The organism is Moraxella bovis, from assembly GCF_025985205.1.
Taxonomy (GTDB): Bacteria; Pseudomonadota; Gammaproteobacteria; order Pseudomonadales; family Moraxellaceae; genus Moraxella; species Moraxella bovis.
The window spans coordinates 1,007,022-1,028,917 of sequence record NZ_CP087840.1 but is presented as its reverse complement, the minus strand read 5'-3'; the positions used below and the strand labels follow the sequence as shown (position 1 = coordinate 1,028,917).

Sequence of the window (21,896 nt, the reverse complement as noted above, 5' to 3'; positions counted from 1 at the left end):
ACACGCCCATTGGGGACTGGCAGGGCGTGCAGAGCCAGACCTTACGATGGTGCATTTTGAAGTTAAACAAGTATAAATTTATCCATGCTATTGTAAACCATCGCCACAAAAAAACAAGCGCCCAAATTGAGTGCTTGTTTTTTATCTCATAGACTTAAAATTGCCATACTTGCCCACTTAAACAGCGTATTTGGCAAAATCCCCATCACAAAAATAAACACCGTGATAAGAATCAGCACAAGCCCGCCTGCTTTGACCCGCCAATTACTTGGCACATCAAAAGGCACGATGGTCATTGGGCGTTTGAACATGATAAGCAGGACTTTAAGATAATAATAAAGTCCGATGGCACTGCCCACAATCACCATAAAGGCAAGCCCAAAGCGTCCGCCTTGAGTGGCAGCGAACAGCACCTGCATTTTGGTAATAAATCCTGCGGTAAACGGAATACCCGCCATGGACAAAATCATCACCGTCAAAACTGCCGTCAAGACAGGTCTTCGCCAAAACAGTCCTTGGTAGACTGCCATACTATCCGCTTCGTCTTCTACTTCTTGGGTTGCCGTGTTGCGGTTGGTCTCGCCATACGCCCCCGTCATCAGCACAATCACCCCAAATGCCCCAACAGACGACAAGGCATAGATGAGCATATACATACTAATCACGCTGTCAGCATCTGCCGTTGTCCCTGTGGCGATAAGCGGAATCAGCACATAGCCCATGTGTGCCACAGACGAAAACGCAAGCAGGCGTTTTAGGTTAGTTTGGGTTAGGGCAAGCAAGTTCCCTGCCACAATAGACACCAACACAAGGGCAACCAGTACCACATCAACAGACGAGATGGCAGGAGTGGCACTTGTCAGCAAAAAACGCACGACAAGGGCGACAACCGCCACCTTGCCCACGCTCGCCAAAAATGCCGTAACAGGAGCAGGAGAGCCTTGATAAATATCGCCCGCCCATGAATGAAACGGTGCCAAGGACAGCTTAAAAGCAACTGCTGCCACCATCATCACCGCCCCCACCATAAACAAAGGCGACAATCCAAACCCTGCCATGAGACTCTGCCCGAGACGGACAAAGCCAAGCTCGCCTGTCGCCCCAAAAATAAACGCCATACCCATCAGAAGCGTTGCCGAAGCGGTTGCCGATAGGATAAGGTATTTTAGCCCTGATTCTAAGGACTTTTGTTTTAGGTAAGCAAAACTTAGCATACCATACATAGGCACAGACAAAAGCTCCAATGACACAAAGAAAGAAGCAAAATGATGAGCCGATGTCATCAGTACCGCCCCAAGCGTACTTGTCAAAAGTAGCAGATACAGCTCTTCTTTGTTGTTATTAAAACTTTGAAAGTAGCGATAAGACAACGTAACGCACGCCAACGCCGACACGACAACAACAAGGCTATTGAACAAGGCAAAGCCGTCCACCAAAAACAGCCCCATGACATCGCCGCGATTGATATGAGTGGGCAATTTTTCAAAAAACTGCAACAGTAGCACCACCAACGCCCCATTTAGCCCAAGGGCAGTTAAGCCAACAATCAGACTGTGCGAGCGTTTGATGGTGATGGCAAGCATCACCACAAGCACCGCCACGCCCAATATCATGGCAGGGAGCAACGGGAGCAAAGACGAAAACTCAATAGACACGTTCATTAGTTGCCCCCTTGGTTAATTTCAATGACTTGTGGCACGATTTCTGGCGAGATGGGCTTTTGATTGCCTTTTAACCCTGTAATGGCGGTATCCACATCCGAATACCTATCAGGCATTTTGGTGCTGATATAGCTCATCGCTTGCTCGGATTTGTGTAGGACAGGTTGTGGATACAGCCCAAGCCAAACAAGCCCCACCGCCAACACACCAAGCAAAGACAGCTCTCGCCCACCCAAATCACGCAAAGGCTTGGCGGTGTCGTCTTTTCCCTTATATAAGGCGTGCAAATAGGGCGTGGTGTTGTCGCCAAACAACGCCTTATGAATCAAAATAAGTGCATAAAGCCCCGCCCACACAAAACTCACGGTCAATAGCACGCTGATGACAGGATGTGCCTTGAACGACCCCATCAAAATCAAAATCTCGCCAATGAAGTTGCCCGTACCAGGGATACCCAAAAGGGCGGCACAAAAGAACATCATAAACGGAGCAAGATAGCGAAACTGACCCCACATACCACCCATGACCGTCATATCACGAGTGTGCAAGCGTTCGTACACTTGCCCTGCCACAATAAAGAGTGCCGCACTCGATAAACCGTGAGCGAGCATTTGCACCATCAAGCCCTGCAACGACACCAGCGTGCCAGCATAGATGGCAAGCACGACAAAGCCCATGTGCGACACAGACGTATAGGCGAGCAGTCGTTTGATGTCGGTCTGGGCAAACGCCAAAAACGCCCCATAAAACACCCCAATCATGCCAAGCGTGATGGCAATGGGAGTAAACTCAGCAGACGCATTTGGAAAAAGCGGAATGACAAAGCGAAGCAAACCAAACGCCGCCGTCTTAATCAAAATCCCTGCCAAATCCACCGAACCTGCGGTTGGGGCTTGGGCGTGGACATCAGGTAGCCAGCCGTGCAATGGGAAAACAGGCAATTTGACCGCAAAGCCCACAAAAAAGCACAGCATAATCAGGTATTCATATTTGCCAAGATACGTGCCAAGCAGGTCTTCATAATGAAAACTTAGCACGCCTTTTTGGGCAAAATTGATAAGCACAAGCATACTGATACCAATGAACATGATAAGACCAGACGCTTGGGTATAAATAAAAAACTTCGTGGCGGCAGCCGATTTTGGCTTGATGATATTGCCATCTTTATCACGCACATCATGCCCCCATAGAGCAATCAAAAAGTAGATGGGCAGGAGCATCATTTCCCAAAAAAAGAAAAACAAAAACAAATCAATCGCCAAAAAGACACCGATGACACCGCCCAACGACCACAACAGGTTTAGATGAAAAAATCCCACACGGTGCTTAATCTCGCCCCACGAACAGCCCACCGCCATAATACCCAAAAATGCCGTCAAGACAATCATCAGCAAAGACAAGCCGTCCATTGCCAAGGAAAATTTGATACCAAAGGCAGGTATCCAAGGCACTTCAAAGGTTGCCACCCAAGGCAGACTGCCATCGGTGCTGGCATTTAGCACCCCAAAGTCGCCCTTGGCATACAGCACGAGCGACAGCACAAAGGTCAATGTCATGCCAATAAGTGCCACCCATCTGGGCAGTCTTGCGTCCTTTTTTTCAAATAACCAACACAAAAATCCTGCAATCAACGGGATTGCAATTAGACTTGGCAAAAGCCATGTTTGCTCTATCATCTTATACCACCATCATCATTGCCAAGATTAGTACCACAGCAAGCCCCACGCCAAAGCTCACCGCATGAGAGCCTAATCGCCCTGTTTGGGTTTTTACCAACAGCTTGTTGCCAAGTTTGACCCCAAAAGGCAAGATATTCCAAAGTTTGTCCACAGGGTCGCCCTTTAAGAATTTGCAAATTGCCAAAAACGGCTTGACAAACACAAGGGCATAAAGAGCGTCAAAACCCAGTCCGTGATAGCACCAATAAGTACACGCCCCACCAAAGGCAGAATTTGTCCATTTTGTCAAAATCTTACCCTTGTCAAGCACATACAAAAAGTACGCCAACGCCAAGCCAAGTGCGGTTACGCCCACAGCGATAATCTCGGCGGTGTGCTTGCCGTCTGTAAGGGTACTACCCACGCTCGCTGGCAAGACATTTGCCAAAGGCGGATGAATCCACGCCCCAATCCCTGTCGATAGCACCAGTAGCACCACCAAAGGCAAGGCATAGCTGACACCAGACAACTTCTCGCCATGCGTTTTTTCTTGTCCAAAGAACACAAGATAAATCAAACGAAAAGTATAAACAGCCGTCAAAAACGCCCCAAACACGCCTGCCCAAAACAGACTCATGTGTCCTGTGGCATAAGTTTCCCACAAAATCGCTTCTTTTGAATAAAAGCCAACCGTTACAAAAGGCAAGGCAACCAACGCCCCACCACCAACGACAAACGACCAAAACACAAGGGGGATTTTTTTACGCAGACCACCCATCTTAAAGATATTTTGCTCATGATGAGTTGAGATAATCACCGCTCCACTGGCTAGGAATAGCAAGGCTTTAAAAAATGCGTGCGTCATCAAGTGAAAAATCGCCACTTGCCACGCCCCAACGCCCAAAGCGATGAACATATATCCAAGCTGACTCATGGTAGAGTAAGCAAGCACACGCTTAATGTCGGTCTGTGCCAACGCACAAAATCCTGCCACGAGCATAGACAACGCACCAATACCCCCCACCCAATACAAAAGCATCTGAGGGGTCAGCACAAACAACGGGTGCATACGGGCAATCAGATATACCCCTGCCGTTACCATGGTAGCCGCGTGAATCAGAGCCGAAACAGGCGTAGGACCCGCCATCGCATCGGCAAGCCAAGTGTGCAGTGGAATTTGAGCCGATTTACCAAACGCCCCACCGATAAGCATTGCCACGATAAGCATAAGCATGGGATCATTGACAGCGAACATGGTGTCGGCTTTGGCATTGATGGCGGTCATGTCAAGCGTACCAAACACCACAAACAACAAAAACAGCCCAATCGCCAAAAACACATCGCCAACACGGGTTACGGTAAATGCCTTGATAGCGGCCCGTCCATTGGCTCGGTTGTGATAATAAAAACCGATAAGTAGGTATGAGCAGATACCCACGCCTTCCCAACCCAGATAGAGTAGGAGTAAGTTATCCGCTTGTACAAGCAATAACATACTTGCCACAAATAGATTTAGATAACTAAAAAAACGGGCATATCCTGTCTCGCCTTTCATATACCAACTGGCAAACAGATGAATCAAAAAGCCCACGCCTGTGATGATGGCGGTCATGGTCAAGGACAAACCGTCCAACGCCAAGCCAAATTTTGGGGCAAAACCGCCCACCGAAAACCACGTCCACAGTGTCGTAAATACCGTCTTATCACTGCTGTTTGCCAGATAATCTATGCCCACAACTGCCGTGGTCAAGGCGGACAAACCCATGACTCCCACGCCGATTATCGTGGCAAGTTTTTCTGAAATTCTATTTCGCCCTGTGGCTAATATCAAAAAGCCAATCAAGGGGAAAATAAAGGTCAATGCTAACAAATTCATACCGCCCTACCCCTTTAATTCACTGGCATGATTGACATCAAGGCTTCTAAACCGATGATAAAACTGCAACAGTATGGCAAGCCCTATCGCTGCTTCGGCTGCCGCCAGCGTCAAGACAAAAATAAACATAATCTGCCCGTCTGCCTTGCCCCACATATTACCCCCCACCACAAAGGCAAGGGCAGCGGAGTTCATCATAATCTCTAAACTCATAAGCATAAACAGCACATTTCGTCTTGCCATGACCCCAACCAAGCCAATGACAAAGAGTATCGCCGAGACAATCAAGGCATGATGAGCAGGCACGCCAAGACTGGCAAGCTCTGCCGTTTGGGTTGCCGTTTGTAAAGAACTCATGATTTACCCCCTTGTTGTTGGCTAAATACAGGTGCATCAGGCTGGCGGTTTGGTGCATCATTGTTTGGGTCATCTTGATAATGACTCACGTTTTCATCATCTAGGGCTTTTTTACCCAAATGATACGCCGCCACCAACGCCCCAAGCAATAGAAATCCTGCCACTTCCACAAGCAAGACATATTGGGTAAATAGGCTGATGCCCACGTCCTTTACACCAATGGTGTTATCTTGTAACATAGTGCTATCCCCTGCGGTCAAAAACCCAACAAGCACGCCACCGATGATGAGCGTCATACAAAACGGGGTTGCCCACGCATTGGCAGTCAGCCACGTCTTTTCTTCTGTCGTATCCGTGCCTAAGTTTAACATCATAATGACAAACACAAATAAGACCAAAATCGCCCCAGCATAGACAATCATTTCAAGCACGCCTGCAAATGGAGCTCCGATGATAAAGAAAATCCCCGCCACCGCCAGCAGGCTCACTATCATGGATAAAATGGCATGGACGGGATTGGCGTGCGTAACCACCCTTAGGCTTGCCCAAATCGCCACCAGCGACAAGGCATAAAAGCCTACCGCATCGCCATTTGCCAAAAACGCCTTTAACACATCAATCATGGCAACAAACTCCGTACATTGACAGGCTCTGCTTCACGCTCGTGCGACCCTTTGGGCTTATCGTCTGTTGCCACGCCTGTTACTCGATAATAGTTATATTCTGGGTATTTGCCCACGCCACTAATCAGCAAATGCTCTTTTTCATAGACAAGATTTTGGCGGTTGTATTCGCCCAATTCAAAATCAGGGGTTAGCTGAATGGCGGTGGTCGGACAGGCTTCTTCGCACATACCACAAAACACGCAACGGCTAAAATTGATACGAAAAAATTCAGGATACCATCGACCGTCTTCACGCTCCGCCTTTTGTAGGCTAATACAGCCCACAGGACACGCCACCGCACATAGGTTACAGGCCACACAGCGTTCATCGCCGTCAGGGTCTCTTGTTAGTACAATTCGCCCACGAAAACGGGGCGGTACAGGTACAGGCTGTTCGGGGTACAAAATCGTGTCTCGTGGACGCAAGGCATGAGAATTTACCATCCACATAGAGCGTACAATGGTAAAAATGCCTACCGCCGTATTTTTTAAAGTTGCAAACATTTAATTCACCATCAAAATCACAAAAGCAGTCATCAAAAGGTTTAGCAAGGTTACAGGCAAACACACTTTCCAACCAAAATTCATCACTTGGTCATAGCGTGGACGCATGAGCGAGCCACGAGCCAACACAAATAAGGTCATAAAAAACAAGGTCTTAATCAAAAACCAAAACACAGGCGGAACAAAGGGTAGATCTAGGTTAAAAGGAGCAAGCCAGCCCCCAAAAAACAAGCAGGTCATCAAGGCACTAATCACCACGACATTGACATATTCACCAATAAAAAACATACCAAATTTCATGCCTGAGTATTCCACATGATAACCCTCGGCAAGCTCTTGCTCGGCTTCTGGTTGGTCAAAGGGGTGTCTGTGCGTAACCGCCACGCCTGCCACCACAAAGGTCAAAAAGCCCAAAAACTGCGGAATGACGTTCCAGACGGTTGTTTGAGCTTCTACAATCTCACGCAAATTAAACGAGCCTGCCATCGCCACCACGCCCATTAGCGACAAGCCCAAAAAAACCTCATAGCTAATCGTCTGAGCCGCCGAACGTAAACCGCCAAGCAGCGAGAACTTATTGGCACTTGCCCAACCGCCAAACATAACGGCATACACAGCAAGCCCTGCCATGGCAAAAAAGAACAAAATGCCAATGTTCCAATCCGCCGCCCCAAGCGTGGGCGATAGCGGAATAATGGCAAAACTTGCCAAAGCGGTAAACATGGCAATGGCAGGGGCGAGCGTAAACAGGCGTTTGTCGGCAAAATTGGGTGTCCAGTCTTCTTTAAAAAAGATTTTTAGCATGTCCGCCACCAGTTGTAGCGAGCCTTGCCAACCGACCCTATTTGGACCATAGCGGTCTTGCCACAGGGCAAGCATGCGCCGCTCATAGACAATCATGAGTGCTGCCGTGATGACTAGCCCCAAAAAGATAATCAAGGTCTGGGCGGTCATAAAAATAAGCGACCACCACTCAAACGACAAACCGCCAAGCCACGACGGCACATCAGGAATCACACGAATACTCATTTATGCCCCCACTTGCATTGCTAACGGTGCGTTATTAAACCCAGCTTTTGGCGTAAAGATATTTTCACGCTTGATATTAGCGAGATTTGCCACGCTTTTTTGATATTCAGGCACATAGACAGGCGTGTCGGCTTCCGCCTTTTTGACGGTTGTCGGCACACCGACCATAAACGGCACAAGCCCGTCAGGATAGCCGATACAGCCGTCCGCCACATAGTCCGCCACGTCCACAGGCAGGGTAATCTCTATCCCATGCTGGGCAAGGGTTAGCTTATCGCCTGCCTTGATAATCCAGCGCTTGGCATCATCATCGCTGATTGTCCATGTGGCAGGCTTGATTTGACTTGCCACCACAGGGCTACGGCTTGCCATGCGTGAGCTTGCAAATAGATTATGCACAGGCACAACCACCGCACGACCGTCAAAAATGCTCGTGCTTATCATGCTGTCAAGCTCGGCTTTGTCAAATACCGTCTCAACTTTTGGCAAGTCATCAAACAGACGAATGCCGACATCTCCGCCTTTTAGCCGTCCGCCCACTTTGTCTTGGAGCTTGTTCCATGCTTGGGGTGAGTTCCATCCTGCACTCCACGCAAATGGGATAAGGCTTGGGTCAGTCTTATCGCCCACATAGCCTTCCATGGAGAACGTCAAACCACTGTCTAAGTCCTTAGGTTGCATGGGTTCGTGGATAGAAATGGGCGAGCGTAACACCGTCCGCCCCGAATAACGGCGTGGCTCACGGGCGACTTTTAGCCCTGTAATGCGATAATCCGACTCAGGGGCAACGTCTTTGATTTGGGCAAGGTATGGATAATCGGTGATAAGCTCATCAATGACATCATCAAGATGATACCATGTTGGCTCATTATTGCTATTTGTCAAACTGGTGCCAATCAAGGCATTAGCGACAGCGTGTAGCCAACGCCAACTGTCTTTTAGCTCGCTGTTTGGCTCATAGTATTTTTTGTCAAAACTGGCAAAAAACCGTCCTGCTCGCCCTTCGGCAGACACCAGCGTGCCGTCGCTTTCTGCAAATGACGCACTTGATAGCACCATATCGGCTTTAGTGTGCCAGTCATAAGACTGGTGATCTAGGACGATGAGCGTTTTTTCGGTCAATTTGTCAAATTGGCTTGGGGCAAGATTAGCTAAGTCATGTTCTAGCACCACTACCGCCTCAAATTCTTTTGCCAAAATCTCCTCTATCGCCTGTCCGCCAAGCAAGTTTACGCCCACGCTGTTCGCCTCTGGCATGGCAACGTACACGCCTGTTTTGTCGGCATATAGAGTATTTATTTTTAATAAACGGGATGACAGTTCTTTTTCAAACTCATTGGGGTCTCGCTCTGTGGTGTGTGTGCCGTCCGTTTTGGCATCTTTATCAGGGTCAATGAATTGACGAGCCACTTCATCACGGATTTTGGCGTTTTGCACTTCCACAAATTCACGCTCCACATGGGCGATTTTGGCACGTTTGGCGGTCAAGGTTTGGGCAATATAGCCTGTCGCTTGTACGATTGCTTTTGATGACAAGCTGGTGCCTGTGATAACAAGTGGACGGTTCGCCATAATCAAATCATAAGCGATATGATGAGCCAAGAACTCCATTGCCATGTTCTCATCTATCACAAGATTTGGCTCTTGTTCTTTGGCAAAAATGGCGTTCTCGCTTTTGCCAATCTCATCTAGCGTATCGGCATAGCCCTTGATGATGTCGCCCACCATAAAGCCCAGTTTGGCGATGTCGTTTGGCGTGGCAACGGCAGACACTTTGGCGATGTCGGACAGCTTGGTATCCACCACGCTCGCCACATAAATGGGACTGTACGCCTCTTGCCCGATACGCTTGACAGGCTCGGCAAGCCAATGCTCGGTTTTTAGGGCGGTTGCCATTTGGCGGGCCTTGTTTTTGGACGCTTGACGCACCGACAGGGCGACACGGCTTGCCGTTTGGGTCAAATCCTCACCCAGCACAAGCACGCTATCTGCCGTCTCAATCTCTGCCAAAGACACATTATGCACATCTTTGTGGCGTAACAGCGCCACGCCCAAACCCACCACGTCTTTGACAACCGCTCGCTCGCCTGTGCTGTAATAATCGCTTCCGACCAGTTTTTTTAGGGCAAAATTACTCTCCAAACTTGCCCGAGCCGAACCAATGCCGATGACGTTTTTGCCTTTTAATAACTCCGCCACGCTATCGACCGCAAGGCTTGCACTGGTTTTGACAAATTGTCCGTTTACATTTTGCACAGGCTGGGTTGGGCGATCGCTACGATTGACATAGCCATAGCCAAAACGCCCACGGTCGCACAAAAAATAGCCGTTTACGTCATGGTTATAGCGGTTTTCAATACGTCTAAGCTCGCCATAACGCTCGCCTGCCGAGATGTTACAACCGCTTGAACAACCGTGGCAAATGCTTGGGGCGTATTGCATATCCCATTTGCGGTTGTAGCGGTCTGAGTGCGTTTTGTCGGTAAATACGCCAGTCGGACAAACTTCGGTCAAGTTACCACTAAATTCACTCTGTAACTGTCCGCTCTCTTCACGCCCAAAATAGACACGGTTATTTGACGCATACACCCCAAAATCCGTGCCACCTGCGTAATCCTTATAAAACCGCACACAGCGATAGCAAGCGATACAGCGGTTCATTTCATGATTGATAAACGCTCCTAAGTCTTGGTTGTGGTGCGTGCGTTTGGTAAAGCGGTAACGGCGTTTTCTATGTCCGCTCATGTAGGTCATGTCTTGCAAATGGCAATGACCACCCTCCTCACAAGTTGGGCAATCGTGGGGGTGGTTGGTCATCAAGTATTCCACAATGCTTTTGCGAAATGCCTTTGCCTCGGCATCGTCCACCGAAATCCAAGTATCGCTTTTTGGCGTAGGGGCAATCATACAGCTCATGACCAACTTGCCACGTCCTGCCTGATAATCCTCCTCGCTCATGTACTGCTTGACCGCACATTGACGGCACGACCCCACCGAACCCAAGGCAGGATGATAACAGAAATACGGCACGTCAATGCCAAGCGACAGACACGCCTGCAATAGGTTGTCCGAGCCGTCCACGTCATAGGTTTTACCGTCTATATGAAGGATTGCCATGTTATGCCCCTACCTTGTTGTCTTGTGGCTCTGATTTGCCCACTTTTGCCTCAAATTCATGACGGAAATAGCGTAACGCACTCATGAGTGGCTCCATCGCCCCTGGGGCATGAGCACAAAAGGTCTTGCCAAGCCATAAATCTCGTGTCAGCTCGGACAATTTGTCAATGTCGTCCGCTTGCCCTTGTCCGTTTTCCATCGCATCAAGGATTTTTACGCCCCACGGCAAGCCATCACGGCAAGGGGTACACCAACCGCATGATTCTCTTTGAAAAAACTGTTGTAAGTTTCTAGATAGGCTTACCATGTCTTGCGTTTCATCCACGACCATCATAAGACACGTCCCAAGGCGTGAACCTGCCTTCATAATCGGGTCAAAATCCATGACAAGGTCAAGGTGCTCATCGCTTGCCGTCAAAAAGTCGGTACTCGCTCCGCCAGGTAGCCACGCCTTTAAGGTTAAGCCGTCCTGCATACCGCCAGCAAGATCAATCAGCTCACGAGCGGTATAGCCAAATGGCACTTCCCACAGCCCTGCGTCCTTGACACGACCGCTACACCCCATAATCTTAGTGCCAGGGGTAGTAGATTTGCCTTTGGTGTTTGGCAAGGATAAATACCACTCCACCCCATTTAACAAAATGGCAGGCATGTTGTTTAAGGTTTCAACGTTATTGACCACCGTTGGACGACCCCACGCCCCTGATACTTGGGGAAATGGCGGTTTGGTGCGTGGGTTGGCACGGCGACCCTCCAAACAGTTGATAAGAGCCGTCTCCTCGCCACAGATGTACCGCCCTGCCCCTGTGTGAACATGCAATTCAAAGTTAAACTCCGCCCCCAAAATACCCTCGCCTAGCAAGTTATTGGCGATACATTCGTTAATGGCGTTTTGTAATCGTTCGGCGGCTAGGACATATTCGCCACGAATAAAGATATAGCCCACGCTCGCCCCAATGGCATAAGCGGTAATGAGCATACCCTCAATAAGCTGAAACGGAATCCGCTCCATAAGCAGACGGTCTTTAAACGTACCAGGTTCCATTTCATCGGCATTGCAAATCAAATACCGCACGCCACCGTCAGGCGGAGTCATAAACGTCCATTTTAGCCCTGCGTTAAAACCAGCACCGCCCCGCCCACGCACATTGGCGGTTTTAATCATTTCGCCGACTTCTTTGGGCGTTTTGGCAAGGGCATTTTTTAGCCCTTTAAAGCCGTCCAAGGCTTCATAATCTGCCAATGTCAGCACTGCATCATGATGATACAGTCGCCATGTCAAAGGGTGCGTAAGCGACGTCGGTGCTTGACCGTCCGCCAGTCCTACGCCCCAGATTGGCGTTTTTTGGCGATTTAGTTGGCTTGGGGCAAGTCCGTTTTTACGAGCATTGATTTGCTCGGCGACATTTGGTTTATTCATGCGTATTGCTCCAACAATAGACTGACCTCAGACGGCAACACAGGTCCATAAGTATCCTCATCAATCAGCACGCTCGCCCCCTTATCGCAGTTGCCAAGACAGCAAATGGGAAGCAGGGTAAAACGACCGTCTTTTGTGGTTTGCCCATAATCAATGCCAAGCTCACACTTAAAAGCGTCCGCCAATGCCTCATAGCCGTTCAGATAGCAAGCGATAGAATCACAAATCAAAATCACATGGCGACCGACTGGCATCCGATAAATGCGGTTAAAAAATGTCGCCACGCCCTCCACGTCCGCCACAGGCATGGACAGCATATGGGCTATGGCGTGGACTTGGGCATCGTCCACCCAGCCGTTACGCTTTTGGACGAGTTTTAGGGCATCAAGCACCGCCGCCCTCGGTTGTGGGTAGTGATGAATGTGATGATGAATGCCGTCAATTTCTTGGGGCGTTAAAATGGCGTGAATGTCTACTTTGGGGGTTTTGTCGGTTACTATTTTCATAAAAGACCTTTTTTATGAACAGCTTGCGAAGCTGGCTACATCTGCTAGCTAAATTCATGTATTGTAACATAAACTTACACAGTGTTGCGTTCAAATTTTACACAAAGTTACCGTGCAAAATTTTGTGTAAGTATTTAGTAAGAATTGTTCTTATTTTTCTACCGTCCACCGTGCCATATCCTTTTGCCCAAAGGGGCGGTAAAACTTGCTGCAAAAACACAACTCACATTTTAAGGGCGGGGGATATTGCCTTGTTTTGTGGGATAGCCCACTGCATACAAAATGCCAATGCTGACACACATCGCTTGATTGATGCCACTTGTGCTATCCAAAGTATGTCAGGGGCATTTTTGGTCAATCAAGTTGGCAGCCAGACCGATTGCACAATGCTGTGCTTAAATTTTTATACCGACAAACACAGTAGCTTATTGGCAAATCTGCCAGATTTTTTTATTGTAACCTTAAATGAACAAACACTGCATCCGTTGGTAAAGTTAATTAGTAATGAAGCTCAAAACCCCAATCAAATTGGCAATGCGTTTTTGGTGGATAATTTAGCCCAATCAATACTAGTATATATGTTGCATGCTTTGCCTAATGAAAAATTAGGTGGTGTATCAAAGGCATATCAGCACCCTAGGCTGTCAGAATTGATTACCCAAATTGCCATTGAGACAGGGTTTGGCTCACAAACCAATTTTAATCGTGCATTTAAAGCACATTATGGCATATCTCCAAGCACTTATCGCCTAACGCCAATATCAATGCAATAACATCAAAATAACAAAAGCCATTTAAAACAGACAAATGATACGCCACTAATGCGATGATAATGCCAACTGCACCGCATGCTGTATCACAGGGTCGTTTTTGGCGACATTGACATCGGTGGGGAGCGTAAAGTTTGGTGGATTTGCCACCAGTATATCAGGCTGTGTGCCGACAATGGCATTTATCGTGCCGTCTGGGGCAAGCCCAAGCTGTTTGGCATAGCGGACAGCAAAATGGGTGTTGGGCAAAATCGTAATCATGGGGTCAGTGCCTACGCCATCGCCACGAGTGGGCGTCCCCACCAAAGTGGCAAACTGTGTGTATTTTGCAAAAATCGCCAAAGTTTCTGCCGAACTGTACACATCGTTGTCCACCAATAGATAAATTTTACCGCCAAACCCAATGCCGTTTGGGTCCATATCCACACGCAAAGGCTGAACTTCTTGATAGGCAAATGTATCCAAAATCCGTGCCAAATCTGCCGACACAGGCAACGCCTTTGCCACCTGCGTGCGGTCAATGTCGGTCATCGTGGGGCGAGTGGCTTTGTAAGCGTCCATTTGCGTGCCTTTTTTAAAAAAGCTATACAAATCAAGCGATAAGGGGCGAGCTGTAATGGCAGGCAACAAAAACTGCGTCCAATAGCGGGTGTCGCCCCCTGTGTTGGTGCGAATATCCACAATCAAAGCAGGGTAATGCTTGATTTTTTGCAAATAACGCATCACAGCGTGGCGTTCGTCCGTATCCAGTAGGCTTACATGGGTCAGCTCACGCACCGACAAATAGCCCACCTGATTGGGCACAACATCAAACATCTGCACATTGGCAGGCACAGCAATTTGGGCATCAATTTTGGCGATTTTTTCACGGCGTGCTTGTTCTTCTTGGGCGGGCGTCATACCAATTTCGGTGGCATAGGCTTGTTGCAAGCGTTTATCACGAGTCAAATGGGTATAAATCTGCCAGCGATAATCATCATGATTGCTTTGACTATAAATGCCAATGGCGTATTGCACATCGGCTTTGGTCATCATATGGGTGTGTTCGTTGTCCAATTTGGCAAGCACATCGTTTAACAAAAAGAAAAACTCGGTGGGATTTTTTGCCTGCATAATATGGGCTTTGTGCTTGGCATAATCAGCAACAAAATCATAGCCTGTGGCGTTTTTTTGGGCTTGCAATAAGGGGTATTCTTGCTTGATTAAATCAAACACATAGTCAAAATCTTCTGCTTTTTGTACATCAAAAGGCTTGGGATTGGGTTTGGGGGCTGGGTCATAAAATACCCAAGCGGTGAGTGCCAATAATGCAATGATTAGGGGTAAGACAATGGTTTTTTTCATTTTTTAACCGTTTAATATAAAATACTGGTTTATAATAAATCACGCAGTGAACTTATTACCCCAAAACAGGCAAACAATAATAACACCACCGCCGATAGTGTCATACTTATTTTGATAAAATTATCATTGGCAATTTTGGCAAACAAATAAGCGTATAATAACAATAAGCCATAATCCAATACCACCCAAGTCAAAGTTAATATCATTGCTGAGATAAGCTTATCATCAGCGACTGCAAAAAACAAAATGTCTTTGAATTTTTATTAATATTAATCAATATTGATATTAATAAATCATTGAATTGATTTTTAAAGAATTGATTTTTTAATTTTATTTTTGTAAATACATGATTTTTATTTTGATTTTTGATGTTTAGCAATCACAAAGATAATAGCAACGACACAAAATAAAACGATGATTAAATAATGCCACATACCGCTTACTTGATACAATAAGCCACTTACCATAATACAAGCGGCAAAAATACTGATTTTTAGAGCTGTTTGATTGCCTTGTAAATGGGTCTTGGTGTTATTTGAGATAGCTTTATTGGCAAGTACAGACATCAAACCAACAACACCAATAATAACAAATAAAATCAAGCCAAATACTGTTTTGCTAAGCCCTCCATTTTCATATAAATACACAATAGCAAAAAACCAAAAAGCCAATACCGCCAATCAAATTGATCAAAAATCTACCCATAAACTCCCTTAGGTTTTTAGTGGTGCATAATCATAAAAATCACACACCATTAACTATCACCTATCACAATCCGCCATCACAATATCAATACTTGCCAAATAAATAATCGCATCTGATACCAAAGAGCCGTTAATCACAGACGGCATTTGTTGCAAGTGGGCAAAGGTTGGGGTACGGATACGAGTGCGGTAGCTCATCGTTGAGTTGTCGGACGTTACATAATAGCTGTTTAGCCCTTTTACGCCTTCTACCATACAGGCACTCTCCCCTTGTGGCATGACAGGCCCCCACGACACCGACACAAAGTGGTTGATGAGCGTTTCAATGTCTTGTAAGGTACGGTCTTTTGGCGGCGGCACGGCAAGCGGGTGTTCGGCTTTATACGCTCCGCTTGGCATATTATTTAGGCATTGCTCAATGATACGCAGTGATTGGCGAATCTCTTCAATTTTTACCAAGCAGCGGTCATAGGCATCACCGTTATAAAACACAGGAATTTCAAAATCAAAATTCTCATAGCCTAGATACGGACGAGCCTTACGCAAATCAAAATCAATGCCCGTGGCACGAAGTCCCGCCCCTGTTATACCCCACGCTAGGGCTTGTTTGGCGTTGTATTGGGCGACATTTTGCGTACGTCCTTTTAGCACGGTGTTGGTCATCGTTGCCTTATAGTATTCATCAAGGCGTTTTGGCATCCAATCCAAAAACTCACGCACCAGTCGCTCCCAACCATTTGGCAAATCGAGAGCCGTACCGCCAATTCTAAACCACGCAGGATGCATACGATAGCCTGTTACCGCTTCAATGACATCATACGCCTTTTGGCGGTCGGCAAACATATAAAACACAGGGGTCATACCGCCAGCGTCTTGGATAAACGTCCCCCAATAGAGCAAGTTATTGGTAATCCTAAAAAACTCACTCATCATAATGCGAATGACGTTGGCACGGTCAGGGGTGGTAATGCCAGCCAATTTCTCAACCGCCATGATATACGGCAACTCATTCATCACACCGCCCAGATAGTCAATTCGGTCGGTATAAGGAATGAACGAATGCCACGTTTGGCGTTCTGCCATTTTCTCCGCACCTCTATGATGATAGCCGATGTCAGGAATACAATCCACAATCTCCTCACCGTCAAGCTGTAACACCAAGCGAAACGCCCCGTGTGCGGACGGGTGGTTTGGACCGATGTTCAAAAACATAAAATCTTCGTCCCGCCCTGAGCGTTTCATTCCCCATTCTTCGGGGACGAATCGTAGATTTTCTTGTTCAAATTGCTGTTTGGCGGTGTTCAAAAAATACGGCGTAAACTCGGTCGCACGGGCGTGATATTCTTTACGCAGTGGGTGTCCTTCCCAATATTTTGGCAATAAAATCCGTGTCAGGTGCGGATGGTCGTCAAACACCACGCCAAACATATCCCACACTTCACGCTCATACCAGTTGGCGTTGGGGTAAATTTGTGTGGCGGACGGAATACGCTCGCCCTCACGCAAAGCGACTTTAATGCGAATGTCCGAGTTTCGCTCCAAACTCATCAAATGGTAAAACACGGTAAAATCAGACGCAGGCTGTCCATAGCGGTGCTTACGCAAACGCTCGTCAATACAGGATAAATCCACCAGCATCACAAAAGGCTTGGGCAGTGTTCGCAAATACAGCAATAAATCAAGCACTTGGGCTTTATCCACCCACACAGTCGGAATGCCGTCAGCGGTCTCTTGGACGGTCAGTCCTGTAAACTTAGAGTTTAATTCGGTTAAAATCTCAAAATCGTGAATGTGGTGAATGCTCATAATACCAACTTTTGTTTGTGTTTGTTAATTTGTTTAACTTAATTTAATTTGGTGCTTGCGGTTTAAAGCGAATCTATTTAGTTATTTTTGCCAATAAACTTTGGTGCATTTGGTTGATTAGAACAATGCCCATTATAATAAAAATCGCTCCAACAAAAAATTGATAGGTTGGCAATTCACTTAAAAACACCCAAGCCATAACAACTGCAAAAATAGGTTCGGATAATTCTGTAACCTGCACTTTTGCTGCTGTCAAATAATTTAAAGCCTTAGTTGTGCAATAAAATCCCAGTATGGTGGGCAATACTGCTAATGCCAATACATTCATTACAATCAAAGCATTCCAATCAATGTGGTGTATGTTATTCAAATAAGGAAAAAATAAATACATACTACCAAACATCATAAATAATCTCGTTAAATAAACTCCACCATTTAAAGAGAATTTTTTTACCAAAACCGAAAAAACACCATAGCCACTACCTGCGATAATTGCATTTAATAGCATATTTAAATTACTACCACCAGACCACGACATTGAAAATATTCCAATAATCGCCAATAATGTCCCTAAAATAGCGGAAATTGTTAATTTCTCGTTTAATAAAATCTTCCCAAATAGCAATGCCGAAACAGAGGCGGAAGCCATTAAAACAACCACAACATTTGATGCAAAACCATATTGATAAGCGGTTGTTTCAAAGAAAAATAACACAAAAATACCCAAAAATGCACAGATAGCTATTTTAGTCAGTAGATTTAACCAATTTAAATCTGATGTTATTTCACTATTAACAATTTCTTTTTTTGTACTGATAATGGTTTATTAGCCAAAACCAAACTCAATATCACAAAAGCACAAACCGTCTTAAAAAAAGCAATATCTTGTGGACTTAACCCATTTTGTAGCAAAACCTTACTAAATACCCCAATGGACGCATTAAGAGCAGCAGCCGATAATGCCAACAAAACTCCCAACATTGCCTTAGACATACTCCCTTCTCCATAACTGTTGCCACATAGAAGGGTTTTTATTGCTAGAAATAAAAATTCCGCCAAATCTTTCATTTATGGAACGATACTCATCATCTTGCATTAAAATATGATGAGCTTTTTTTAATTTCCAAAATGGAATAGCAGGAAATAAATGATGAATCAGGTGGTAATTTTCTCCGTGCATTCCAGTAAAAAAATGCTCCATAAAATGACTAAAACGATTTCTTGAAATTTCTATATTACTTTTAGCATAAGCAATCATAGGATAATGTTCAGCCAATTCAATAAACCAAGTTATCATTTGAAATACAGTAAAGTAAGGCAAAAGCCAATATAAATAAATAAAATTTATATCCAACAAAATAAGTTCCTATTGCAAAAAATAAAATATGAACCAATAAAATTTTTAACAGTTCTTTTTTATTTGCACTAGACATCAGACGATTTACAAATAAATATTTTATATTTGAAAATAATTTTAAACATAAAATTGGAGCAATAAAAAATCTCCAAAAAAATTCTCTTTTATTATAAGTATCAAAAACACCTGATGACTTATAGTATTCATAATCAGGGTCTAAATCCGTACCTATTTTTGGGTGATGATTTTTGACGTGCGATTGCGCATAACTATCCCAGCTTTGAAAAATTAGATAACCTGAAAAATAAGTCCCAAGTATTTTTCCAAACTTTTTATTTTTCGTTAATGCAGAGTGAGATGCTTCGTGTAATATTGTAGCCAAAGCCCTTTGGCGACTACCAATAATTAGCAAAGTTAAAGGTAAAAACCAATAAGAGTATTCACTTAATGCAATAGCAAATACAATCAAAGCAAAATCCACACCCAATGCAATCGGGGCGTGCCAATTATCATACACATAAAGAGATTTAATCTGTTTTAAAATTTCTCTATCAAACTTCTTATGTTGCATTACATGACCCCTTGTCAATTCCTAGTTAATGAATTTTACTCACAAAACAAAATTCACTCCACATTATCAGGACTTCTTAAATTCTTAACCGCAATCCTTTCCGCATTTTTTCTATCCCGTTCTGGGGTCATAATCGGCTGATAAATGTTTTGGTCAAGATGAATGCCAAGCGGACGGCGTTCTTTTTGGATAGACTCTTGCAGGAGCATAATCGCCTGAATCAAGGCTTCTGGGCGGGGCGGACAGCCAGGGATATAGACATCCACAGGGATAATCTTGTCCACGCCCTGCACCACCGAATAAATGTCGTACATACCGCCCGAGTTGGCACACGCCCCCATTGAGATGACCCATTTGGGTTCAAGCATTTGCTCATACAGACGCATAATCACAGGTGCCATTTTGACAAAACAAGTCCCCGCCACAATCATCACATCGGCTTGGCGTGGCGACGCCCGAATCACTTCCGCCCCAAAGCGAGACAAATCGTGTACGCCTGTCAAAGTCGTGGCGTATTCCACATAACAACAGCTTGTACCAAAGTTAAACGGCCATAAGGAATGCTTGCGTCCCCAGTTGGCAGCGGCGTGAGCAAGGTTTTCAAGGTTGCCCAAAAAGATGTTTTTTTCAACTTCGTCAGTGGTAATGTCGTCCACCACTTGACGAGTGGTGTAGGGATATTGGTTGACGTTTTCATTGGGGCGGGTTAGAGTGTATTTCATAATCATCTTTTAAATTGCTGGTTATTAAACTGGCGGATTGGGCTTGAATTGATTTGATAAATTTAAATTTAAAAAAATTAACTTTCCCAGCTTACTTTATTAAAATTACCGTCCAAATCAAATTTAACCGCTAAAATTCGGTCGGATTGTTCTGGGTCAATCATATAATCCATTACAATTTGACAATTTTCGCCATACCAACCGCTAACAGATTGCAATTTTAATAATTTAACAAAATTTTCATTGGTTAAATCATCGCTTTCAATCAATGCTGTTAATGCTGGTAAATCGCATTGTTCAATATGTTCATCAATAAAATAATCATCATCATTTAAATAATTGATAAGTTCAATGACGGCTTTTTGATGAAGGCTTTCAATATTTTGAAAATGCTTGGCGGATTTGTCTAAAAAATCCGTTGTAGGCTCAATCTTTCCACTATTTACCTCCAGTAAAAGCACAATTGGATTTTCTTGTATTTGGGGAATGCTGATATTGCTTCTCCAAATAAACCAATCGCCAAGATTTAATTCGCCAAAATAGGAATGGGTTGTCATTTTAAATTTCCTTAAAAGAAGGAAGTTTAATGGTTAATCAAACTTCTCATATTTATTTTCGGTCATTGATTTTCTACCAAAGCAATGATTTTGTTTTGGTAAGCCCCTTTGGTTTTTGAGCCGTCTTGAATTTTAAAACACGCTCGCTCACCTACTTGAATTTGTGGAATGCCTTTGGGGAAATCATATATCTTTTTCTCACCTGCAATATCAAGCGCAATATTTGTCCCCTCGCCCCCACCACCAACTCTTGTTGGAGTTACATTTTTGGGATTATAATTGCGATAATGCAATACTTGTCCACATACCACACTGATTTTAAGGTTGTCCATTTGTTCATCTTTTAATTGTTGATGCCCAACCGTACAAGTTGCCATACCAAAAACCACAAGCAAAATTGGACTGCGATACAATAATTTTTTAGACCAATGAACATTGTTGGATTGTTGTGCCAAAATGGACATTATGACAACCAAAACAATGCCAAAAACCACCAATAAAATACCAATCAGTTTTATCATAGTTTATGGATGATACATCAATCAAACTTCTGCGTGGTAACTCGCCCTGTGTCATTGATGTGGTCAATATTTGCCATGTCAGCTTTGTCTTTTTCAAGCACCGCTTGCAAGTCTTTTCGTCCTGCAAAAATCCGTCCTGATGATTGGGCAGGCACCTTGCCTGTGGGGTCTGAATGCAACTCATCAATGCCATTAAAGGCGGTAATGCTCGCCAAATCAAAGTCGGCAGGACGCTTATAAATACGCTTTTTCTTGACACGTTTATCGGCAGGAGCCCAGTTCATCGCCCCAAGTTTCATCTCATAGACAAGCCCAACAAACAAAATGGCGATAAAGACAAAGGCAGTGGCAAACCCCACCCAGCCCACTTCACGCACGCTGACCGAATAGGCGTACAAATACAAGGCTTCTAAGTCAAAAATCACAAAGAAAATCGCCACTAAATAAAATTTGGCAGACAAACGAATACGGGCTGACCCTGCTGAGACCACCCCTGCTTCAAAATTTTCTTGTTTTTGAGAACCTGATGAGCGACCGCCAAGCAAGCGCGGCACGACAAGCATAAAGACGACAAGCCCTAGACTGGCAAGTAAATAGACAATGGCTGACCATTCGGCTGGCATAAATCACCCCATGTGATTTTATGAAAGTAGATTATAATAAAGTATCCGCTAATCCTGACAGATTAACCCTACAATTATAGCATATTTTGTAAAATTATTTAAATAAAAAATAACCACGTCAGTCATTGG

At 45.1% G+C, this 21,896-nt stretch carries 21 protein-coding genes and 1 pseudogene; 1 reads left to right on the top strand and 21 read right to left on the bottom strand.

The genetic code is table 11. The annotated features are described in order from the left end of the window. Positions 1 to 146: 146 nt before the first annotated feature. From LP107_RS05075 to nuoE, 10 genes are read right to left on the bottom strand one after another with little or no spacing between them, the layout of a single operon-like run. Positions 147 to 1,661, bottom strand: coding sequence for an NADH-quinone oxidoreductase subunit N (locus LP107_RS05075; RefSeq protein ID WP_078273078.1), 1,515 nt, complete (start codon positions 1,659 to 1,661; stop codon positions 147 to 149). Beyond that, positions 1,661 to 3,337 carry an NADH-quinone oxidoreductase subunit M gene (gene nuoM, locus LP107_RS05070; protein WP_078273079.1) on the bottom strand — a complete coding sequence of 559 codons (1,677 nt, stop codon included), beginning with the start codon at positions 3,335 to 3,337 and terminating at the stop codon, positions 1,661 to 1,663. Before nuoM ends, LP107_RS05075 begins: the two co-directional genes overlap by 1 nt. A gap of 1 nt (position 3,338) precedes the next feature. Then, entirely contained in the window at positions 3,339 to 5,195 is a 1,857-nt protein-coding gene (gene nuoL / locus LP107_RS05065; protein WP_078273080.1) for an NADH-quinone oxidoreductase subunit L, read from the bottom strand. Between the two features lie 6 nt (positions 5,196 to 5,201). Continuing rightward, a complete protein-coding gene (gene nuoK / locus LP107_RS05060) occupies positions 5,202 to 5,552 on the bottom strand; it encodes an NADH-quinone oxidoreductase subunit NuoK (protein WP_078273081.1) in 351 nt (116 codons plus the stop codon). Next, positions 5,549 to 6,175, bottom strand: coding sequence for an NADH-quinone oxidoreductase subunit J (gene nuoJ / locus LP107_RS05055; protein WP_078273082.1), 627 nt, complete (start codon positions 6,173 to 6,175; stop codon positions 5,549 to 5,551). The genes nuoK and nuoJ overlap by 4 nt, the downstream gene beginning before the upstream one ends. Continuing rightward, positions 6,172 to 6,720, bottom strand: a complete 549-nt coding sequence (nuoI, locus tag LP107_RS05050) for an NADH-quinone oxidoreductase subunit NuoI (RefSeq protein ID WP_078273083.1) — start codon at positions 6,718 to 6,720, stop codon at positions 6,172 to 6,174. Before nuoI ends, nuoJ begins: the two co-directional genes overlap by 4 nt. Then, positions 6,721 to 7,749, bottom strand: coding sequence for an NADH-quinone oxidoreductase subunit NuoH (nuoH, locus tag LP107_RS05045; protein ID WP_078273084.1), 1,029 nt, complete (start codon positions 7,747 to 7,749; stop codon positions 6,721 to 6,723). Further along, positions 7,750 to 10,866, bottom strand: a complete 3,117-nt coding sequence (nuoG, locus tag LP107_RS05040; RefSeq protein ID WP_078273085.1) for an NADH-quinone oxidoreductase subunit NuoG — start codon at positions 10,864 to 10,866, stop codon at positions 7,750 to 7,752. It abuts the gene before it with no gap. A 1-nt stretch (position 10,867) separates the two neighbouring features. Further along, complete coding sequence (gene nuoF, locus LP107_RS05035; RefSeq protein ID WP_078273086.1) at positions 10,868 to 12,286, bottom strand: NADH-quinone oxidoreductase subunit NuoF; 1,419 nt, start codon at positions 12,284 to 12,286, stop codon at positions 10,868 to 10,870. Next, positions 12,283 to 12,792 (bottom strand): NADH-quinone oxidoreductase subunit NuoE, encoded by a 510-nt coding sequence (gene nuoE, locus LP107_RS05030; protein ID WP_078273087.1) that lies wholly within the window; start codon positions 12,790 to 12,792, stop codon positions 12,283 to 12,285. Before nuoE ends, nuoF begins: the two co-directional genes overlap by 4 nt. Positions 12,793 to 12,962: 170 nt before the next feature. On the opposite strand from nuoE, the gene LP107_RS05025 reads away from it, so the two are divergent. Beyond that, complete coding sequence (locus tag LP107_RS05025; protein WP_264675895.1) at positions 12,963 to 13,565, top strand: helix-turn-helix domain-containing protein; 603 nt, start codon at positions 12,963 to 12,965, stop codon at positions 13,563 to 13,565. 45 nt (positions 13,566 to 13,610) lie between these two features. Here LP107_RS05025 and LP107_RS05020 read toward each other — a convergent pair whose 3' ends face one another. From LP107_RS05020 to ndhC, 11 genes and pseudogenes are all read right to left on the bottom strand, one after another. Continuing rightward, positions 13,611 to 14,906 (bottom strand): S41 family peptidase, encoded by a 1,296-nt coding sequence (locus tag LP107_RS05020; protein ID WP_264675896.1) that lies wholly within the window; start codon positions 14,904 to 14,906, stop codon positions 13,611 to 13,613. A gap of 29 nt (positions 14,907 to 14,935) precedes the next feature. Then, positions 14,936 to 15,151 (bottom strand): hypothetical protein, encoded by a 216-nt coding sequence (locus LP107_RS05015; RefSeq protein WP_264675897.1) that lies wholly within the window; start codon positions 15,149 to 15,151, stop codon positions 14,936 to 14,938. A 108-nt stretch (positions 15,152 to 15,259) separates the two neighbouring features. Beyond that, positions 15,260 to 15,586: a hypothetical protein gene (locus LP107_RS05010; RefSeq protein WP_264675898.1), complete on the bottom strand. Its 327-nt coding sequence runs from the start codon at positions 15,584 to 15,586 to the stop codon at positions 15,260 to 15,262. Between the two features lie 81 nt (positions 15,587 to 15,667). Continuing rightward, complete coding sequence (nuoC, locus tag LP107_RS05005; RefSeq protein WP_112742426.1) at positions 15,668 to 17,416, bottom strand: NADH-quinone oxidoreductase subunit C/D; 1,749 nt, start codon at positions 17,414 to 17,416, stop codon at positions 15,668 to 15,670. Positions 17,417 to 17,489: 73 nt separating this feature from the next. Next, positions 17,490 to 18,409, bottom strand: a pseudogene (locus LP107_RS05000) (DMT family transporter). After that, entirely contained in the window at positions 18,402 to 18,713 is a 312-nt protein-coding gene (locus LP107_RS04995) for a fatty acid desaturase (protein ID WP_264675899.1), read from the bottom strand. Before LP107_RS04995 ends, LP107_RS05000 begins: the two are co-directional and overlap by 8 nt. Beyond that, entirely contained in the window at positions 18,694 to 19,344 is a 651-nt protein-coding gene (locus tag LP107_RS04990) for a fatty acid desaturase (protein WP_264675900.1), read from the bottom strand. The genes LP107_RS04995 and LP107_RS04990 overlap by 20 nt, the downstream gene beginning before the upstream one ends. 53 nt (positions 19,345 to 19,397) lie before the next feature. Further along, the gene (locus LP107_RS04985; RefSeq protein WP_112742427.1) at positions 19,398 to 20,066 is read right to left on the bottom strand and encodes an NADH-quinone oxidoreductase subunit B; all 669 of its coding nucleotides are present in this window, start codon (positions 20,064 to 20,066) and stop codon (positions 19,398 to 19,400) included. 77 nt (positions 20,067 to 20,143) lie between these two features. Further along, positions 20,144 to 20,623: a DUF2004 domain-containing protein gene (locus LP107_RS04980; protein WP_112742428.1), complete on the bottom strand. Its 480-nt coding sequence runs from the start codon at positions 20,621 to 20,623 to the stop codon at positions 20,144 to 20,146. Between the two features lie 62 nt (positions 20,624 to 20,685). Then, the gene (locus LP107_RS04975) at positions 20,686 to 21,087 is read right to left on the bottom strand and encodes a hypothetical protein (RefSeq protein ID WP_264675901.1); all 402 of its coding nucleotides are present in this window, start codon (positions 21,085 to 21,087) and stop codon (positions 20,686 to 20,688) included. A gap of 74 nt (positions 21,088 to 21,161) precedes the next feature. Next, the gene (gene ndhC / locus LP107_RS04970) at positions 21,162 to 21,767 is read right to left on the bottom strand and encodes an NADH-quinone oxidoreductase subunit A (protein WP_112742430.1); all 606 of its coding nucleotides are present in this window, start codon (positions 21,765 to 21,767) and stop codon (positions 21,162 to 21,164) included. Positions 21,768 to 21,896 lie beyond the last annotated feature (129 nt).

Excerpts from the sequence above, each read along its gene's own strand:
- LP107_RS05075 (WP_078273078.1), bottom strand. The coding sequence starts at position 1,661 with ATGAACGTGTCTATTGAGTTTTCGTCTTTGCTCCCGTTGCTCCCTGCC.
- nuoM (WP_078273079.1), bottom strand. The coding sequence starts at position 3,337 with ATGATAGAGCAAACATGGCTTTTGCCAAGTCTAATTGCAATCCCGTTG.
- nuoL (WP_078273080.1), bottom strand. The coding sequence starts at position 5,195 with ATGAATTTGTTAGCATTGACCTTTATTTTCCCCTTGATTGGCTTTTTG.
- nuoK (WP_078273081.1), bottom strand. The coding sequence starts at position 5,552 with ATGAGTTCTTTACAAACGGCAACCCAAACGGCAGAGCTTGCCAGTCTT.
- nuoJ (WP_078273082.1), bottom strand. The coding sequence starts at position 6,175 with ATGATTGATGTGTTAAAGGCGTTTTTGGCAAATGGCGATGCGGTAGGC.
- nuoI (WP_078273083.1), bottom strand. The coding sequence starts at position 6,720 with ATGTTTGCAACTTTAAAAAATACGGCGGTAGGCATTTTTACCATTGTA.
- nuoH (WP_078273084.1), bottom strand. The coding sequence starts at position 7,749 with ATGAGTATTCGTGTGATTCCTGATGTGCCGTCGTGGCTTGGCGGTTTG.
- nuoG (WP_078273085.1), bottom strand. The coding sequence starts at position 10,866 with ATGGCAATCCTTCATATAGACGGTAAAACCTATGACGTGGACGGCTCG.
- nuoF (WP_078273086.1), bottom strand. The coding sequence starts at position 12,286 with ATGAATAAACCAAATGTCGCCGAGCAAATCAATGCTCGTAAAAACGGA.
- nuoE (WP_078273087.1), bottom strand. The coding sequence starts at position 12,792 with ATGAAAATAGTAACCGACAAAACCCCCAAAGTAGACATTCACGCCATT.
- LP107_RS05020 (WP_264675896.1), bottom strand. The coding sequence starts at position 14,906 with ATGAAAAAAACCATTGTCTTACCCCTAATCATTGCATTATTGGCACTC.
- nuoC (WP_112742426.1), bottom strand. The coding sequence starts at position 17,416 with ATGAGCATTCACCACATTCACGATTTTGAGATTTTAACCGAATTAAAC.
- LP107_RS04995 (WP_264675899.1), bottom strand. The coding sequence starts at position 18,713 with ATGATAACTTGGTTTATTGAATTGGCTGAACATTATCCTATGATTGCT.
- LP107_RS04990 (WP_264675900.1), bottom strand. The coding sequence starts at position 19,344 with ATGCAACATAAGAAGTTTGATAGAGAAATTTTAAAACAGATTAAATCT.
- LP107_RS04985 (WP_112742427.1), bottom strand. The coding sequence starts at position 20,066 with ATGAAATACACTCTAACCCGCCCCAATGAAAACGTCAACCAATATCCC.
- LP107_RS04980 (WP_112742428.1), bottom strand. The coding sequence starts at position 20,623 with ATGACAACCCATTCCTATTTTGGCGAATTAAATCTTGGCGATTGGTTT.
- LP107_RS04975 (WP_264675901.1), bottom strand. The coding sequence starts at position 21,087 with ATGTCCATTTTGGCACAACAATCCAACAATGTTCATTGGTCTAAAAAA.
- ndhC (WP_112742430.1), bottom strand. The coding sequence starts at position 21,767 with ATGCCAGCCGAATGGTCAGCCATTGTCTATTTACTTGCCAGTCTAGGG.